Source organism: Mucilaginibacter sp. P4_G9, from assembly GCF_056400985.1.
Map to the genome: position 1 here is coordinate 1 of NZ_JBFUKF010000069.1, position 18,448 is coordinate 18,448.

At 41.8% G+C, this 18,448-nt stretch carries 13 protein-coding genes; 7 read left to right on the forward strand and 6 right to left on the reverse strand.

The window, feature by feature from the left end; genetic code table 11:
* Positions 1-62: 62 nt before the first annotated feature.
* From AC1DPZ_RS08730 to AC1DPZ_RS08745, 4 genes are all read left to right on the forward strand, one after another.
* Positions 63-2,255: a penicillin acylase family protein gene (locus AC1DPZ_RS08730; protein WP_477402600.1), complete on the forward strand. Its 2,193-nt coding sequence runs from the start codon at positions 63-65 to the stop codon at positions 2,253-2,255.
* A 40-nt stretch (positions 2,256-2,295) separates the two neighbouring features.
* Entirely contained in the window at positions 2,296-2,784 is a 489-nt protein-coding gene (locus AC1DPZ_RS08735; RefSeq protein ID WP_477402601.1) for a hypothetical protein, read from the forward strand.
* An 84-nt stretch (positions 2,785-2,868) separates the two neighbouring features.
* Complete coding sequence (locus AC1DPZ_RS08740) at positions 2,869-3,858, forward strand: sugar phosphate isomerase/epimerase family protein (protein ID WP_477402602.1); 990 nt, start codon at positions 2,869-2,871, stop codon at positions 3,856-3,858.
* 362 nt (positions 3,859-4,220) lie between these two features.
* Positions 4,221-4,652, forward strand: coding sequence for a DoxX family protein (locus AC1DPZ_RS08745; protein WP_477402612.1), 432 nt, complete (start codon positions 4,221-4,223; stop codon positions 4,650-4,652).
* Positions 4,653-5,015: 363 nt separating this feature from the next.
* Here the strand turns inward: AC1DPZ_RS08745 and AC1DPZ_RS08750 are convergent, their stop codons facing one another.
* The 5 genes from AC1DPZ_RS08750 to AC1DPZ_RS08770 all read right to left on the reverse strand — a co-directional run bounded on the left by AC1DPZ_RS08750 (position 5,016) and on the right by AC1DPZ_RS08770 (position 10,382).
* Positions 5,016-5,288 carry a UBP-type zinc finger domain-containing protein gene (locus AC1DPZ_RS08750; RefSeq protein WP_477402603.1) on the reverse strand — a complete coding sequence of 91 codons (273 nt, stop codon included), beginning with the start codon at positions 5,286-5,288 and terminating at the stop codon, positions 5,016-5,018.
* A 10-nt stretch (positions 5,289-5,298) separates the two neighbouring features.
* The gene (locus AC1DPZ_RS08755; protein ID WP_477402604.1) at positions 5,299-6,960 is read right to left on the reverse strand and encodes an FAD-dependent oxidoreductase; all 1,662 of its coding nucleotides are present in this window, start codon (positions 6,958-6,960) and stop codon (positions 5,299-5,301) included.
* A gap of 49 nt (positions 6,961-7,009) precedes the next feature.
* Positions 7,010-8,410: an ATP-binding protein gene (locus AC1DPZ_RS08760; RefSeq protein WP_477402605.1), complete on the reverse strand. Its 1,401-nt coding sequence runs from the start codon at positions 8,408-8,410 to the stop codon at positions 7,010-7,012.
* 149 nt (positions 8,411-8,559) lie between these two features.
* Positions 8,560-9,312, reverse strand: coding sequence for a LytR/AlgR family response regulator transcription factor (locus tag AC1DPZ_RS08765; protein WP_477402606.1), 753 nt, complete (start codon positions 9,310-9,312; stop codon positions 8,560-8,562).
* Complete coding sequence (locus tag AC1DPZ_RS08770) at positions 9,309-10,382, reverse strand: sensor histidine kinase (RefSeq protein WP_477402607.1); 1,074 nt, start codon at positions 10,380-10,382, stop codon at positions 9,309-9,311. Before AC1DPZ_RS08770 ends, AC1DPZ_RS08765 begins: the two co-directional genes overlap by 4 nt.
* A 343-nt stretch (positions 10,383-10,725) precedes the next feature.
* On the opposite strand from AC1DPZ_RS08770, the gene AC1DPZ_RS08775 reads away from it, so the two are divergent.
* Positions 10,726-13,578, forward strand: a complete 2,853-nt coding sequence (locus tag AC1DPZ_RS08775; RefSeq protein ID WP_477402608.1) for a TonB-dependent receptor — start codon at positions 10,726-10,728, stop codon at positions 13,576-13,578.
* A gap of 162 nt (positions 13,579-13,740) precedes the next feature.
* On the opposite strand, the gene AC1DPZ_RS08780 is transcribed toward AC1DPZ_RS08775, so the two are convergent.
* Complete coding sequence (locus tag AC1DPZ_RS08780) at positions 13,741-14,982, reverse strand: hypothetical protein (protein ID WP_477402609.1); 1,242 nt, start codon at positions 14,980-14,982, stop codon at positions 13,741-13,743.
* A 160-nt stretch (positions 14,983-15,142) separates the two neighbouring features.
* On the opposite strand from AC1DPZ_RS08780, the gene AC1DPZ_RS08785 reads away from it, so the two are divergent.
* Entirely contained in the window at positions 15,143-16,015 is an 873-nt protein-coding gene (locus AC1DPZ_RS08785) for an AraC family transcriptional regulator (RefSeq protein WP_477402610.1), read from the forward strand.
* 271 nt (positions 16,016-16,286) lie between these two features.
* Positions 16,287-18,448 (forward strand): ABC transporter permease (locus AC1DPZ_RS08790; RefSeq protein ID WP_477402611.1); only part of this gene is annotated, 2,162 nt, incomplete at its 3' end.

Genomic DNA, 18,448 nt, shown 5'->3' on the forward strand with positions numbered 1-18,448 from the left:
TAATATATCATTACTGATTTTCAATCTAATTTGTTAGACACAACGGTAAAATTATTGTTACCATGAAACATAATTTAATTTTCATTTTAATATTTTCTCCTTGTATTGTATTTGCCCAGGTATTTAACCAGGAGGAAATAAAAAGGACCGAAACACAGGCTAAAGCTGTAACTATTATTCGCGATAATTATGGCGTGCCGCATATTTATGGTAAAACAGATGCCGATGTGGTTTTTGGGCTGATGTATTCGCAATGCGAGGATAATTTTAAAGGTATTGAGCGTAACTACCTTTACCAGCTTGGCAAACAAACCGAAGTTGATGGCGAAAATAGCCTCGCCACCGATATTCAACTCCAATTGATAGCTGATACTGCCGACGCTATCAGGGATTATAAAACAAGTGCGCCTGCTTTCAGGAAATTGATGGATGCCTTTGCCGATGGCATAAACTATTACCTGTATAAGCATCCCGAAATAAAACCTAAGGTGTTTAAATATTTTAAGCCCTGGTATGCCTTAATGTTTACCGATGGCAGCGTGGCAGCAACCGAAACCGGCGGGATTAAGCTGGAAGAAACAAAAGCATTTTATGCTGATGGCGGTGAAAAACTGGGTGCCTTGATAAGCCATCCCGAAAAAAACTACGAATTTGCGAATGAACGGGAAACCGGGTCAAACGGTTTTGCTATATCGCCATCTAAATCGGCATCGGGGCATGCTTTATTGTACATTAACCCACATGTGCCTTTTTACTTCCGCAGCGAGGTGGAGCTGGTAAGCCAGGAAGGGCTGCATGCTTATGGCGCAGTTACCTGGGGGCAGTTTTTTATTTACCAGGGTTTTAACCAACATTGCGGCTGGATGCATACCAGCAGCTACGCGGATGTGGCCGACCTTTATGCCGAAAAGATGACCAAAAAGGACGGCGGGTGGTTTTATGAATACGATGGAGCGCTTAAACCGGTAACCACCCGTAAGCTTGTCATCAATATAAAAAATGGCGATAAAGTTGAGCAACGAACAATAATGGCCTATTACACACATCACGGACCGGTATTGGGAAGCCGCGATGGTAAATGGTTAGCTTTAAAAGCCAATAACCGCTCATATAATGCACTGCTGGAGTCATGGCAAATTACCAAAGCCAATACCCTTGCCGGGTATAAAAAGGCTATGGACCTGGTATCAAACGCTACCAATAATACTGTTTATGCAGATGATAAGGGCAATACGATTTTTTGGTATGGCAACTATATCCCCAAAAGAGACCCTAAATATGATTGGAGCCTGCCGGTTGACGGCAGCGCACGTGCAACAGAGTGGCAAGGCGTTCATCAACTTAAAGAAATTGTTACAACTACAAACCCTGCTACCGGCTGGATTCAGAATTGCAATTCAACGCCGTATACTGCTGCCGGGACAAGCAGCCCCGATAAAAGTAAATATCCCGTTTATATGGCGCCGGATGGTGAAAACTACCGGGCCGTAACAGCCATTAATATATTAAAAAATGCAGATCATTTTACGCTTGATGGCCTTATAGCCAAAGGTTACGATCATTACCTGGCCGCTTTTGACGATTTATTACCCGGGTTATTTAAAGCTTATGATAATGCCCCGGATTCGTTAAAAAGCTCCCTTGCCGAACCTGTAAAGCTGTTGCGGCAGTGGGATAAACGTACAGCCGTAAATTCGATAGCCTGTTCGCTGGCCATTGAATGGGGTACTTTGATGTTAAAATTGCTTCCGCCGCCTAAAACAGACCAGCAAAGCACCTTTATAACGCAGCGGATAAAAACGCTTGCCGAACAAACGCCGGGCGATCGGCAGCTGGCTCTTTTAACTGATGTTTTGAAAAACCTGCAAAGCCGCTTTGGCACCTGGCAGGTACAATGGGGGGATATGAACCGCTACCAGCGCCCTGCGGACGGCACAACGTTCGACGATAATTTACCCAGTATCCCAGTGGGCTTAACGGGCTCTGGATTTGGCCAGTTGCCATCGTTCCAGAGCCGTACTATGAATACGCTAAAGCGATATGGCTACTCGGGTAACAGCTTTGTAGCCGCTATTGAATTTGGCCCCAAGGTAAAGGCCAAAAGTATCATGACCGGGGGGCAATCATTTGACCCGACTTCAAAAAACTTTAGCGACCAGGCCCAGGGCATTATTGATGGCAGGTTTAAGTACGTTTTGTTTTATAAACAGGATGTGCTTAAACATGCTCAAAGAACCTACCATCCGGGTGATTGATTAATTGTTTAAAAAAGTATATTTGGATACAATAATAAAAATGAAGAAATACCTGTTTTTAGCATTACTATCGTTTTGCTGTGTTGATCTGTTTGGGCAAAGCATCACCATTAATGACCTCACCAATTTAACAAATCTATCAAACGGCGATGCCCATAATTATTTGGTTTTAACTAAAGGGTTTAAAAAAAAATATACCCAGGATGTTGATGGCAACACGGTAGAGAATTTAAATAAAATTGGTATTGAGCATAAAGAAGAATCGGTTGCTATTGGTGTTGCCACCAAATTAAGCAGCGGTGCCACATTGCGTACAGTGGCTTATAAAACTGCTACCACCAAACATATTTTTAATTTAATTACCCAGGCAAAAAGTGCAGGCCTTCCAATGCGATTCCAGGGGGCCGATTCTGTAAACAATATTTATCTTTTTGATAACGACTTTTTTCATATCGTGATGCTCATAAGTCGTGATAATACATCTGGCTTTGTTGAGGTGAAACAAAAAGAATATGTAGGATTTGATTAATGTTTTGCTGGTGAATCACCTCCGGATTTCACAGTCAAAATTCCATTCGGCTTTATTATATTGCAGTACCAATTTATAAAGCTTATGGAGCATATCAGCCGCAAAAAATTTATTGCAACCGCAGCTATGGCGGCAGCCGGCGTCCCCTTCGGATTAAATGCATTGGGTAAAAACCTCTCAAATCTTGCTGAGCCAGGTCAGCACCAAATCGCGTCATCGGCAACAGAAAAAATTAAAGTAAGCATATTTTCCAAACACCTGCATTGGCTTAACTATGCCGATATGGCTTTATTAGCTGCCAGCATGGGTTTTGATGGGGTAGACCTGACCGTGAGGCCCGATGGGCATGTATTGCCCGAAAATGTTGCAACCGATTTGCCAAAGGCGGTGGCTGCAGTAGAGAAAGCAGGTTTAAAAGTATATTCCATAGTAACCAATATCAAATTGCCCGGGGAGAAATACACACATGATATTTTAAAAACTGCTTCGGCATTGGGCATAAAATATTACCGTACGGCCTGGTTTAATTATAATAATGACATAAGTATTCCCGAAAATCTAAAAACAATTAATGGGCAGTTTGCATTTCTTGCTGCGTTAAACAAGCAATATCATATCCATGGAGCCTATCAAAACCATTCGGGCGAGCTGTTTGGCGCTTCTGTTTGGGACCTCTGGCTGGCAGTGAAGGATCTTGATCCGGCTGCCATAGGTTGCCAGTATGATATCAGGCATGCCACTACCGAAGGCGCCGATACCTGGGCAACATCTATGCAACTGCTCATTCCGCATATCAAAACGATTAATGTGAAGGATTTTTATTGGGAAAAAAAGAATGGAAAATGGCAGGTGAAAAGCGTACCCCTGGGCGAAGGAATGGTTGATTTTAAGAAGTATTTCACGGTGCTTAAGCAATATAATATCACTGGTCCGTTAAGCCTGCATTGCGAGTATGACCTGGGCGGCGCGCAGGATGGTGCACGGCAACTAACGATTAGTAAAGAGTCCTTTATCGATGCTGTACAAAAAGATTTAACTACGTTAAGAGGATGGTTGAAAGAGTACGATTTATAATAAAGTTTATATAAATAGCTTGTTTCCAAATGTTATTGCGGGCACTTATTATTGATGTTTTAGTAAAAAAATATTTTTGTCATCCTGAACGTAGTGAAGGATCTGTTGTTCGCCATGCATTTTCGCCCTGTGCAGTCTGCAAATAGATCCTTCTCTACGTTCAAGATGACAAACCTTTCAAAACGTTATTTCACCTCAGTTCCGGGATTTTATAACTTCCTGGAAACTTGATAAATACCTCTATAATAATTTGCAATTGTAACAAGTTTATTACTATATTTATATAGCGCAAAAAAGCCATTTTAACCCAATAAGACCGCTGTTTGCCTAAAACCAATTTAACTGTTAAAAGGAGGCTTGTGATGAACGTGGTTCATAAAATAGAAAACTGGGGCGATACACATCACCCTAAAATCCTCGATATTGTACGTATAGCGCTTGGTATATTCCTGCTGTTAAAAGGTATCGCCTTTATGCAGAATACAGCATACCTGAGGCACTTGATTGAAGGCCAGGATATAATAGATCTTTCGCCCGATGTGCTGATGGTTTTAGTTTATTATGTAACGTTTGCCCATATGGTGGGCGGTATACTGATAGCCCTTGGTATATACACCCGGATGGCATCCATCATCCAGATCCCGATTGTTATAGGCGCGGTATTTTTAACCAGTATTTTTAAAGAACCAATAAATACTTTAGCCTGGCCGTCTATTACAGCCCTTGTTCTGCTTCTGCTATTTACCATCCTGGGCTCGGGGCCTATTTCTTTAGATAAATATCTGGCTGATTGAGTGGTGAGTGGTGAGTGGTGAGTGGTGAGTGGTGAGTGGTGAGTGGTGAGTAAATTGCCATACAATTTAGTCAAAAATCGTGGTAATCCTTTAAACTGATTAACAGCACAGCCCTCCTGAACACATTTGAAAGATAAACAACATGTGAAGAATCCGGGTTCACGCAAAATTCTGTGAATTCCTTAATTCGTTTAATTCCGGTTCAGGCAATACGAAACAATCGCTGCTTGTGAGGACACAAGCAGCGGAAAAATTCTGAGAAATTCCTTAATTCGTTTAATTCCGGTTCAGACAATTTCAGGCGGAAGAACCATCTGCACATCTATAATCTGAAATCCGCACATTTGAAATCTGCAGATCTAATCAATACCCTATCGCCAGGTCATCTACATAGCACCAAAGCCAGCGTTCGCCGGGTTCGGCCGAGATCACTACCGGGTGGCTTGTGGCWTTAAAATGCTTGGTCATGTGGGTATTGGGTGAGCTATCGCAGCAAAGTGTTACTCCACAGGTTTGGCAGGTGCGCAGGTGCATCCACGTTGAATGTGTTTTCATACATTCTTCGCATACATATTCCTTTGGTTGTTTTATATCAGTAACGGCTTCCAGGTGCCGGCATATTTCATCTTCCTGCATGGGGGTAATTTTAAACTTCTGCTAAATATTTGTGTACAAAACTAATTGCCATTGAGCCTTCGCCCACGGCAGATGCCACGCGGTTCATGGCCCCTGCACGTACATCACCGGCAGCAAATATGCCCGAGCAACTGGTCTCCAATAAAAACGGGTCGCGTTTAAGCTTCCATATCTTGTTAAAGTGTTCATAGGTGCGCAGGTCACGGCCGGTTTCAATAAAATCTTTATTGTTTTTTATAATGTCGAGTTTTATCCAGTCGGTATAAGGTTTGGCGCCTATAAATATGTACAAGGCAGCGGCTTTATTGGTAACCGTTTCCTGCGTTTTACAGTTTTTTAAAGTTAGTTTTTCAAGGCAGTTACTCCCATGAGCTTCAGTAATTTCGGTATCAGGTACAACCTCAATATTGGGTGTTTCGCTTATCTGTGTTATCAGGTAGGCCGACATGGTTGACACCAGGTCCTCGCGCCGGATAACGATATGCACCTTATCGGCATACTTCGACAAGTGCATAGCCGCCTGCCCGGCAGAGTTTCCGCCACCTATTACATATACATCTTTACCGGTACAGGCCGAAGCTTCGGTAGTTGCGGCCCCATAGTAAATACCGGCCCCGGTAAAGTTTTCAACTCCTTTAACATCAAGTTTGCGGTAATCTACACCGGTGGTAATAACCACGGTACGGCTGATAATCTCGGGACCGTCATCCAGTATAATGGTTTTATAGCCATCCTTTTGTTTGATATCGCTAACAGATTGCGGCGATAAGAATTCGGCACCCAAACGCATGGCCTGGCTAATGGCACGGCGGGTAAGATCGGCCCCGCTCAGGCCTGCCGGGAATCCTAAATAGTTTTCAATCCGCGAGCTGGTTCCTGCCTGTCCGCCGGGTGCTTTGCGTTCTATCAGTAATGTTTTTAATCCTTCGGATGCGCCATACACTGCGGCAGCAAGCCCTGCAGGGCCTGCACCAATAATTACCACATCGTAAACATCGGTAAGGGTTTGCGGATTTTTGTCAAGTTTTGCCGCTATCCCTTGTATAGAAGGTTTTTGCAAAAAGCTGCCATCTTCAAAAAAAACAGTAGGGAGGCAATCTGTTGTAAGGCTGTTAAGGGCTAATAAACTACCGGCATCAACGTTTCTTTCAATATCCAGCCAACGGTAGGGTATCAGGTTACCGGCCAAATAATCCTTAATCACATGTGATTGCGGCGAAAATTGATAACCAATTACTTTTATACCCACAAATTCGGGGATATAGTTGTTTTGCCAGTCTTCCAGCAGATCGTTTATAACCGGGTAAAGTTTTTCTTCGGGCGGATCCCATGGTTTCATGAGGTAATAATCAAGCTGCACATCATTAATAGCTTTAATGGCAGCTTCCGTATCTGAATAAGCGGTGAGCAGTACACGCTTTGCATCAGGGAATATTTTTTTTGCTTTCTCTAAAAACTTAACGCCTTCCATTTCGGGCATGCGCTGGTCGCAAAGGAAAAGGGCTACCACATCCGAACCATTTTTTAGTTCGGTAAGGCTTTCAAGGGCTTCATTTGCCGATGTTGTGCTTAGTATTTTGTACTCTTTACCGTAATGCGATCTCATATCGCGGCTGATTGACCGGAGTACCTGCGGGTCATCATCAATTGAAAATATAATAGGTCGGCTCATAGGGAATGCTACAGGTAAATTTTTAATGCTTTATTCTAAAAAATGTTTACTACCCATCAATCAGGAAGCAAACACTAAACTCGGTATGCCCGGGCTTCGATTTTACTTTGATCGATCCGCGGTGCTGTTTTACTATCCGTTGTACCACCTCAAGGCCCATCCCGGTACCTTTGCCCATCTCTTTAGTGGTAAAAAACGGATCAAATACCTGGCCCTGAATTTCCTCTGGGATGCCCGGGCCATCGTCAATTATAAAAACCTCTACAAATTCACGGTCGCGGCGGGTTTTTATAGTTAGTGTACCTTTGCCTGCCGGTTCCATGGCATCAAGGGCATTATCTATCAGGTTAGTCCATACCTGGTTAAGTTCGCCTATCAGCGCCTTAACTTCGGGCAAAGTTCGGTCAAAATCTTCAACAACGGCTATATTTCCTTTTCTTATTTTGTACCCCAGCATAGTAAGCGTGTTGGTAATACCAATATGAATATCGGCATACTGCTTATCCTGCCCGCGGTCCATATGCGTAAAGGTTTTAACAGAAGTTACCAGTTCGGCTATCCGTTTTGATGATTCCTGGATATCCTCTATCATTTTTTCGGCTATCAGCTTGCTGCTTATCCAGTTAATTAAGGTTGATAAAAATTCTTTTGGGGCATACTTTTTAAAGGTCTCCAGGTTATCGGCGCTAAATTTAAAATCAACAAAACTTTCAGCAATATCGTAGCTGTTTTCAATCTCGTTCTCATCAAGCCATTCGCTTATTTCATCTTCCAGCTGGGTGCGTTGTTTAAGGCTTAAACGGGTATGGTCTTTGTTTGATAATACCTTAAACAATTCATTTGTGATCCCGTCAATCTGGTCAGCATCCATTTTTACGGTGAATATGCTTTTAAGATTTTGAGGCACAAGGCGCAGGTGCTTGCTTAAAGATATAGAATCGCGCACAATGGCCGATGCCGGGTTATTAAGCTCATGTGCCAATCCGGCAGACAGCTTGCCCAATGCCATCATTTTTTCGTTTTGCTGCTGCAGGGCGGTAAAATCGCGCACGCGGGTGGTCATGATATGTACYAGCGCCTGGGTAAGCTCAAAATGATTTTTTATCATTTCGTTTATGCGTTCGGTTGGGAAGCTAAGCACATGCAGTTCGCCTATGGCCTCCGCATAACCTTTAGCTATCATTCCACGGGAAAAGGGGAGGTACCCCGTAATACTACCCGGTCCCACATTTACAAAATCCCTGACTCCCCGGTTTTGCAGCATATAAAAACGCAAACTGCCTTCTACAATTATATGAGGGCCCGTCATGGGTTTCCCCGGCTCATTCAATAATGTGCCATTTTCAAATACCTGGTTTTCACTAACATCTATCAGCCATTGCAGCTGATCATCCGGAACATTTATTAAAGCCTCAAGCGATTTAAGCCAGGACACGGTTACCTTTTGCATAAAATAAAATTAGGGATTATTATTTAATAGTAGAATGGAAGGGGAAAAAATTGCAAAGCGATGTTGTCTGAATCAGAATTTTCAGAATTATAATGAATAAACAGAATTGGTAATTGACATTCTGAAAATGTCAGATTCAGACAGAGGCTCTACACCCACTTACTCAAAAACACCCCAAAGGCTTCTTTATACTGATCGCCAACGGTGATGTTCACCTTGCCAATTTGGAGGGCATTGCGGGTGATGGAATTGATTTTATCAAGCGATACGATGAACGAGCGGTGTACCCGCATAAAACGTTTTGCAGGCAGTTTTTCTTCCAGCGCTTTTAAGCTGGTGAGCGAAAGCAAGGGCTTTTCGATACCCTGCAGGTATACTTTTACATAGTCTTTTAAGCCCTCAATGTACAATATATCTTTTAGCGCTATGCGCACCAGTTGATACTCAATCTTTAAAAACAAGTAATCGTCTTCAATGCGGTGTTCATCTGCAGCTGCGGATACAGGTGCGGCAGCAGCTGAGCGCTGCAACAATTCGGCGTAGCTTAGCGCCTTGTTTGCCGCGTGCAAAAACTCTTCATAATTAAAAGGTTTAAGCAGGTAGTCCAAAGCGTCAACTTTGTATCCCTCCAGTGCAAACTGGTTGTAGGCGGTGGTAAAAATAATGCGTGGTTTATTGGCGCCGCGGCTATCCAGTACCCGTGCCAGTTCAATACCGTTTAAATTGGGCATTTGGATATCCAGGAATATGAGGTCCACCTTTTGATCCTGCAAGCCTACCAGTGCTTCAACCGCGCTGCTGTACCGGCCTGTTAGTTTTAAAAATGGCGTTTGTTCAATAAAGCTGCAAACCAGCCCAAGGGCCAGTGGCTCGTCATCAACGGCAATACAATTTAATATCATGACAGGTTGAGCGTTAGGTGGACTTTATACGTATTGGCAACAGGGTCTTCTTTAATATCCAAGGTATATTTACCGGCATAAAGCAAATCAAGCCGGCGCAGGGTATTGGTTAAACCAATGCCTTTATTTTCTTCAAGATTAACGTTTTGGTCTTTATAAATACTGTTCTCTACACATAATTCAAGCTTTTCGGCATGCTGCTCAACACTTATGAGGATGCCGCTGGGCGCGGTGGCACTTATGCCATGTTTAAAAGCGTTCTCTACAAAAGGTAAAAATATCATAGGGGCAACGCTCATATCATTTACTTTTGCCGGCGAATTAAATGTTACAGTTACCTTATCAGTAAGCCGTAATTCCATCAGGCTGATGTAATCCTTTATAAAGGCTATTTCCTGGCTAAGTAAAGCGGTGCCATGCTGTGTATCATACAACACATACCGCATCATGCGCGAAAGCTGGTGGATAGCCTTCCGCGATGTATCGGCATTTACATGTGTAAGGGCATAAATATTATTGAGCGTATTAAAAAAGAAATGCGGGTTGATCTGCGCTTTAAGGAATGACAGTTCGGAGCTTATCTTATCCTGCTCCAAAGCCTCGCGCAGCCTGATATCAGCCTGCCATTTTTGTATGGCGGTTATGCTGGTGCTGATGCCCAACACCAGGGCCATGATGAATACGATTACAAAATCAAAAATATGGTTTTTCCCTCCCGATTTTGGCGGCCTGATGTGTTTGTGCGTAGCTGCATCCATTAATTGGTGCATATGTAGCGCGCTATCAAAAAGATTGTTTAGAAAATATATCGCTACTATCAGGCCAATTATAATCAGAAAGTACATTCCGGTGCGGTTTTTCAATAGATATAACGGCACAAGTATAATAGAGTTGATATAAAAGGCCGCTACCAGCATAATGATAACCAAGCCCTGTTTTATCCAGAATTGGTAAGGTAACACAATATTCCAGGTAAGGGGCTGGTACAAAAGCAGTGCAAAAATGAGTACAGCCCATGTTAGTACGTGGATTAGAATAGTGATAGTAGTGCTTTTTGATTTGAGACTCATTTTGGGTTATAATCAGGAGTCAAGATACGAGAATCAAGACTATTTGTGTTTATTATTTTTGACAGAAAATCTTGACCTGAGATTTTCGATTGCGGTTTAATAATCTTTCAATATTACTAAACCATATCGTTATCAGTTAACCATAATCGCCTAACAGGCAGAACTTGCCGACAAAGGGTGAAAATTGACCGTTAAACAAGCTCTCTGCAACTACGATGGGCAAATGCATAGATTTATAGGCAAAAAGCATGCCTTCGTCTACGTTTGCTGCATCCTTGTCTATTCTGTTTTTTATAGTAATGCCGATGCTATTGTTTTGTGGCTGTTAAAGAAAGCCGCAACTATGAAATTTAAATCTACATACTTAATAACCCTGGCTATAATGTTTAGCCTTAGCACCTACGCCCAAACTGGCAGGCAGATAAAAGGCTTTGTAAAAGATTCAACAGGGGTTACCTTACCTGGTACCACTGTTAAACTTTTAACCGGAGCTGATAGCAGTACTGTAATGACTGATAATAATGGCGGGTTTACATTTAACGATGTAAAAGTTAACCAGTTTAGCCTGCTTTTAAACTCCATAGGTTACCAGCCGTTAAAGCGCCGGTTTATTTTAGATAAAGCCGCCACACCTGTTTTACTTAATTCTATCGTATTAAAAAATGATACCTATATGCTCAACACCGTTAACATTACCGATGTAAACCCGGTAAAGCTAAAGGAGGATACGATTGAGTTTAATGCAAGCGCCTATAAAGTGCGCGATAATGCCCCGGTAGAGGATGTAATTAAAAAACTGCCAGGGGTTGATGTAGATAAAGATGGTAATGTTACCGCCCAGGGTAAAAGCGTAACCAAAGTAAGGGTAAACGGCAAGGATTTTTTTGGAGGTGATGTAAAATCGGCAACCAAAAATTTACCTGCCGATATTGTACAAAATATACAGATAATAGATGATTACGGCGACCAGGCCAACCTTACCGGTGTAAAAAGCGGTGAGCMCGAAAAGGTTTTGAACATTACCATTAAAGAAAGTAAAAACTACGGTTATTTTGGGCAGGCCAGTTTAGGTGGGGGCAGGGATGCCATCCCCGGTATATCAAACAGCCAGGAAGGCAGCCGCTACGTAGCATCGGCAAATGTTTTTAGTTTTAGCGGCGACAGGCAGCTGGCTTTTTTAGGTAATTTAAATAATACCAATACCAACCTGTTTACTTTTAACGGCGGCGGGCCAAGGGGCGGTGGTCCGGGTGGCCGCCCGGGTAATAACAGCAGCAGCGCCAATGGCATAACAACTGCACGCTCCTTCGGGCTTAATTATCGCGATAGCTGGGGTAAAAAAATTACCGCCTACGGTAGCTATAGCTTTGCCAATAACTCCATATTTACCATAAGCAATACCATTCAAAACAATATATCGGCAACAAACCCAAGCACCAATACCAATAACAATACTCAAACCGACGAAAAACTTAACCATCGCTTTAACTTCAATATTGAGTATAAGCCGGATACAGTTAACTACATAAAAATTACACCATCGTTTGCTTACGCAAAAGTGAATACTACACAAATAGGTAATAGTTTGCTTGTAAATAATTCCGAGACGGTATCAAACTATAACTTTAATACCCTGAGCAACCAAAGCGAACCAAATTACGGGGCCAACATTTTATTTAACCACCGTTTTAGCAAGCGTGGCCGTAATTTGAGTATCAATGTTGGGGCAGGTTCATACAGCATCAATAAATACCAAAACCCGGTATATACATATATTGAAGGAGCTGCAAACGCGCCTTTAAACCAATTCATCAATACCGACAGCCGTACTGATAGTGTGGGTACAAGCGTATCGTTTTTAGAACCGGTAAGTAAAAAGGGTTACCTGGAACTTACTTATGCCTACCACTATGCCTACACCACTGCCGATAAGCTGACAGATACGCTTAGCGCGGATGGTGTAACCAGGAATCAATACGATTTGCTGAGTAATAATTATACCTCTACTTTTATTACCAACAGGTTTGGCTTAAACTATCGTTTTATCGATAAAAAATATAACTATACCCTGGGTGTGGTTGCCCAGCCAACCATATTGCGCGGTCGGTCATTAATGAGCGCGGCAAGCGAGCCAACCGATAGCCATACATTTAATTTTGCGCCTAATGCCAGGTTTATTTACAACTTTTCGCGCAACCAGTCATTAAGCTTAAACTATAACGGTGCCAGTAACCAGCCAACTTATACCGAGCTGCAGCCCGTTACCGATTTCAGTAATGCATCATACCCGGTTGAGGGTAATCCCGATTTGAAGCCCGAGTTTAACAATAACCTGTCTATCAGGTATAACAAGTTCAATTTCGAGACCGGAAATGTGTTTTTCAGTAATTTATCATTTACCACTACCGATAATAAAATAGTAGCCAACAGCATTACTTACCCCAAAAACTATGCCCCCAACAGTAAACTTGCCGGAAGTATTTTAACCCGGTATTTAAATGCCGACGGATATTATTCGGCGCAGGGATTTTATGTTTTTGCCAAGCCATGGGAAAAACGTAAACATAATTTATTCTTTATAGGCAACGTTGCCTACAATAACAACATCTCTTACATAAGTAAGGTTGATTCGGCAAGTTATTTAATGACCACAGAAAAAAATATAGCTAAAAACCTGGTGCTATCCCAAGGTGTAAAGTTTCGGGTAAGTATTGAAAATGTTATTGATGCCGAAGCCAGTACAACGTTTAGCGTAAATAAGTCAAATAACTCGCTTACCCAGGCTAATATCAACAACAACTTCAGTTCGTTAACCTTAGGCATTAATGGTAAAAACTATGTTTGGAAAGACTGGACACTTAGTTACGATTATTCAAAAGTGTTGTACTACGGTTATACCGGGGCAACCAATCCTAATATACTGAATACATACGTTGAGCGCCGTTTTTTAAAAGGGAATATGGGTACTATCCGCTTATCGGCAATGGATGTTTTTAACCAAAATACCGGTTATACCAGCACCCAAAGCGGCAGCTATGTAACACAAACCAGCAGTAACAGGCTGGGCAGGTATTACCTGCTAAGCTTTACACTTAAGCTGCAGAAATTTGCGGGCAAAAAGCCAAATATGGGCGGTCCGGGCAGTGGCCCTCCTCCGGGTGGCGGCCCGGGTCCCGGCGGTCCTCCTCCGTTTTAATATAATGTGAACTTGTAAAGGATATTTAAAACCTTCCCATCCCTGAGAAAGATGGAAAGAAAAGATCAAAAATAAGGTTGATCTTGATTTAGTTGATGTTATTGATTTAAGGCAATAACCGAGCGTTCCGGGGTTGAGATACCGGAACGCTTTTATTTTACTTTAAAATTCGTAGTTAATACCCACTTTAATGCTGTTTGCATTTATAGTATAATTCTTGCTATTGGTAATAGCTGCAGGGGTAGAATAAGAAATATATATATCCACTTTTTTATTTAAAGTTACACCCAGCTTAATAGGGAAACTGATTAGTCCCGAACTAAGGGAAAGATAGTTGGGCGTAGTTGTTTGAAGATGACTGTTGTAGATAGAATTGCCCGTGGTTTTTACGAATGTATAGGATATACCCGCATCAATAAATAATTTAAAATCATTAGTATTATAAATGTTGTATATCACCTGCGGATTAACAATAACTAAAAACTCCTTTACATTAAAATCAGATTTTGGTATCTCTGGCTGGTTAAAGTAAAGATCTACGGAGTTCTTATATGCTGCTCCGGTAATCATTATTTCGCCCCTGACTAAAAGTTTACCAACACCGGGGTTGGGATATAAATTTACACCTGCTACCACAGCCGGGTAAACGGATGTTGTGTTTTTAGCATTATAAAATTTAGCGTCGGCACTGGTTGTAAACAGTGTATAATTGGCAGCTATCCCGGCAAAAAACTTCCATGCCGGCTTACCACCATAGGTTTTCTTGTCAACAGTCATATTGTTGATTTTTTGGGAAATGCTTTTCAGGTCGGGGAAACTATAAGTAGCGTTTTCTATCTCGGTTTTTAATTTCTCCGATGTCGGGTTATATTTAATGGCCAGGTCATATAGTTGTGGTATATAAATATTTTCGCTCCGGGTTTGTACGCCATGATCTGGTAAATAGTAAATTCTGTAAACCAGTTCCTTAACCTGGCCGGTTTTGTTGTCGGCGATAAAAAACCTGGTTTTTTTTGCATCGATATAGGAATATAAGGTTACGTTAGGTCCATTTTGCTCCACTCTTAAAAATACAACACCCTGCTTTTTAGTTGAATCAATTCCGGTTTGCAATTTTGAAGTATTGGTTTCATCCATGCTGATCTCGCCGGAATAGCGCTGATAAATGGATGAATTAAGTAGTTCAAAATAGCTGATATCGTCTGCCGTGTAAGTTTTAACTCCGGTCGTACCTTTAAATTCTACACTTTTTGGGTTGCCAAACCATTCTTTCTGGTTTATCTCACCACGAATAGTATCGCCGTTAGTAGTAACAACATAGGCGGGTTTGTAATTGCTTTGTGCAAAAGTAAAAAGTGGCAGCAACAGTGCTGATAGCAGCAGTAATTTGAAGGAATATTTCATTTCGAGAGATAAGGTTTAATTGAGGAACAAGATATAAAAATTATATAATCTTATTCTAAAATTATAACAACCCATTTGTCGACAGTATAAAAGTGTAATTTTATCAGCTTTTTTTACAAATATTGATTATATTTACCTTATCAATTGTAAATTAAGCTGAATGAAGCCGCTGTTGTTAAAAGTTTCTTCGGGTCCTGCACATTCTTTTAGTGTTAGGTACGATGTATTGCCCGATATCAATAATCGCTGGCATTGCCATCCCGAACTGGAACTTATTTATTTTAAAAAGGGCAGTGGCACCCAGTTCATAGGCGATAGCATTAAACAGTTTAAAGCCCGTGATATGGTTTTGGTAGGGCCAAACTTACCACACTACTGGCGCTTTGACGATACGTATTTTGGCCAGGATGAAACTGCCGGGGTCGAAGTTTTTGTAATACATTTTTGCGAAAATTTCTGGGGCGACCAGTTTTTACAATTACCAGAAAATAAGCTAATAAAAATACTGCTCGAAAAATCAAAGCGTGGCTTACAAATATTGGGCAGCACTAAAGAGCAGGTAACAAACCAAATGGCAGCAATGCTAAATACAGATGGCGCCGAACGTATTATTATGCTGCTAAAAGCGTTAAATGTTATTGCCAGCAGCATTCCCTCACACTACCTGGCATCCATTGGTTTTAAGTATGATCATGATGATTCTGAAAACGACCGCCTGAATAATATTTATGAATACTCGATGCAGAATTTCAGGAAAAAGATCTATCTGGATGAGATAGCCGAAATTGCCGGCGTAAGCTCCAACTCTTTTTGCCGGTATTTTAAATCAAAAACCCGCAAAACCTTTTCGCAATTCATTATCGAAATAAAAGTTGGCCATGCCTGTAAATTACTGATAGAAAATAAGCTTAATATCAAACAGTTATGTTACGATAGCGGGTTTAATAATTTTTCAACCTTCCACAAGCATTTTAAACTGGTAACCGGTAAAAGCCCGCTGATGTACCAGAAGGAATTTACCAAAAATCCGTAAAGTTTTTTTCTTTTTGTCATGCTGAACGGAGTGAAGCATCTTTATACCGCTATGCGTATTCGGCTTGCACAGTTCACGACTAACGTTGTGTTAACCCTGAATTGACGTTATCCTTTAGTGGAAAGTCTTAAGTTCGAAGTCAAAAAAGAATAAATCCCGTTTGTAACTTACCACTTAGTACTGTTGACTTAACATCAGAGATCCTTTGTGCCCCAAATGACAAGGTGAAGAAAAAGTGCTATATTGAGCTTTCAACCGCTAAATATTTACCATGATCCGTAACATCCTACTGGTTACTTACCGAAATCTTGTTAGAAACAAAGTTTATGCCTTTATTAATATAACGGGTTTGGCGCTGGGTATGGCAGCGTTTATATTAATTTATGCCTATGTAAATTTCGAGAAAAGTTTTGACAGGCAACACCCGGATGCCGCCAATATTTACCGTGTTGAAAGCCAGTTTTACAAGGGCGATAATTTAACCGATAGCTGGCCAACCAGTACCAATGGCTACGCCCCCGCCATGAAGGCCAACTTTCCCGAAATTGCATCATATACCCGCATTAACTGGAACAACTCCGAGCGGGTTGTAAAATATAACAACATCAAGTTTCGCGAACAGCATGTTTGCTTTGCCGATAGTAATTTCTTCAGTTTTTTTGCATACCCTTTATTGAAAGGCGATAGGTTAACAGCGCTTAACCAAATTAATTCAGTAGTTATCTCTGAGTCGGCAGCTAAAAAGTATTTTGGCAATGCCGATGCCATGGGCAGGGTTGTAGATATAAGCACCCTTGATAATACGCTGCATTGTATGGTTACAGGGGTGTTTAAGGATCTGCCTGTAAACTCAACCATGCGGTTCAGCATGCTGGTATCATGGGCCAATACCGCTGAGTTTGCCAAAAACTTTTGGTATCAGCATGAAAGCTACACTTTTGTGAAACTGAAGCCAGGTGCCAATATCCCGGCGCTGGAAGCAAAGTTCCCGGCGTTGGCCGAGCGTTATAAAACCGGCCCGTCTTTAAAAGAATTGAAGTGGGCTATCCATTTGGTGCCGCTAATCCAGGTTCATTTAAACCCCGCAAAACCATACGAAATAGAAGCAAAAGGCAACCGTTTTGCTGTCGGCTTTTTAAGCATCATAGCTTATGTTATCCTGCTGATAGCTTGTATCAATTATATCAACCTGGCAACCACCAAATCGGTTGACAGGGCCCGCGAGGTTGGCATCCGTAAAGTAAGCGGCGCCCATGCATCTCAATTGATCACCCAGTTTCTTACCGAATCGTTAATTATTAATCTTGCTGCACTATTTATAGCAATTATCCTGGTGATAGTTGCCCGCTATAGCTTAGTACATTATTTGTACAGTGAAGGCAGCTATGGCTTACTATTCAACAACGCGTTATATTTAAAAATAGCAGCGGTGTTTGCCGGCAGCATTTTGCTTTCGGGCATTTACCCGGCCACTGTTTTAGCAAGAATGAAACCCATAGCTGTGCTTAAAGGCCGGTTTGCATTCTCCAAAAGCGGCGTATTGTTACGCAGAGGAATGGTAGCCTTCCAGTTTATGGCATCGGTGCTGCTTATAGCCGGCACATTTGCGGTTTACAGGCAAATTGTTTACATGAGTACCCAAAATACCGGGGTAAATATCAACCAGACCATCGTTATAAAAGCACCTGTAAATACGCCAGGCTACGGGCAAAAAATAGCTGCTTTTAAAAATACATTACTGGGCTTTGCCGGGGTGAAGGACGTAACCATATCGGGAGCTGTACCGGGCAAAGAAGTGGGCATGTTTTTAGCCAACAGGCGTTTTGGAGCGCCAAAATCAGAAGAACGTACTTACGAAATGCTTAAGGTTGATCATGATTTTATGCGGGCTTATAATATGCAGTTGGTAGCAGGCAGGGCTTTTGATAAAAGCCGCCCGGCAGATTCAACCGGTGTGGTGATGAATGAGTCGGCAGTGAGGCAGTTTGGTTTTGCATCGGCAGAGGAGGCCGTTGGTCAGAAAGTTTGGATTGAAACCATTCATAACCATCCCGAAGAAATAATAGGGGTGATAAAAGATTATCACCAGCAATCGCTGCAACAAAAATATACCCCGCTTGTACTTTTCATGGATCCGGCCTTGTCATGGATCCCCGCAAGCTATTTCTCCATAAAAGTAAGCCAGGGAAACGTGCCACAAATGGTTGATAATATTAAAAACACCTGGAACAATACTTTCCCCGAATCATCATTTGATTTCTTTTTTCTGGATGACTTTTATAACCGCCAGTACCGGCAGGATATCCAATTTGGCCATTTGTTTACACTGTTCTCTTCATTGGCCATATTTATTGCCTGTATAGGCCTGTTCGGTTTAACTGCCTATTCTGCCGCCCGTCGTACCCGGGAAATAGGAGTGCGTAAGGTTTTGGG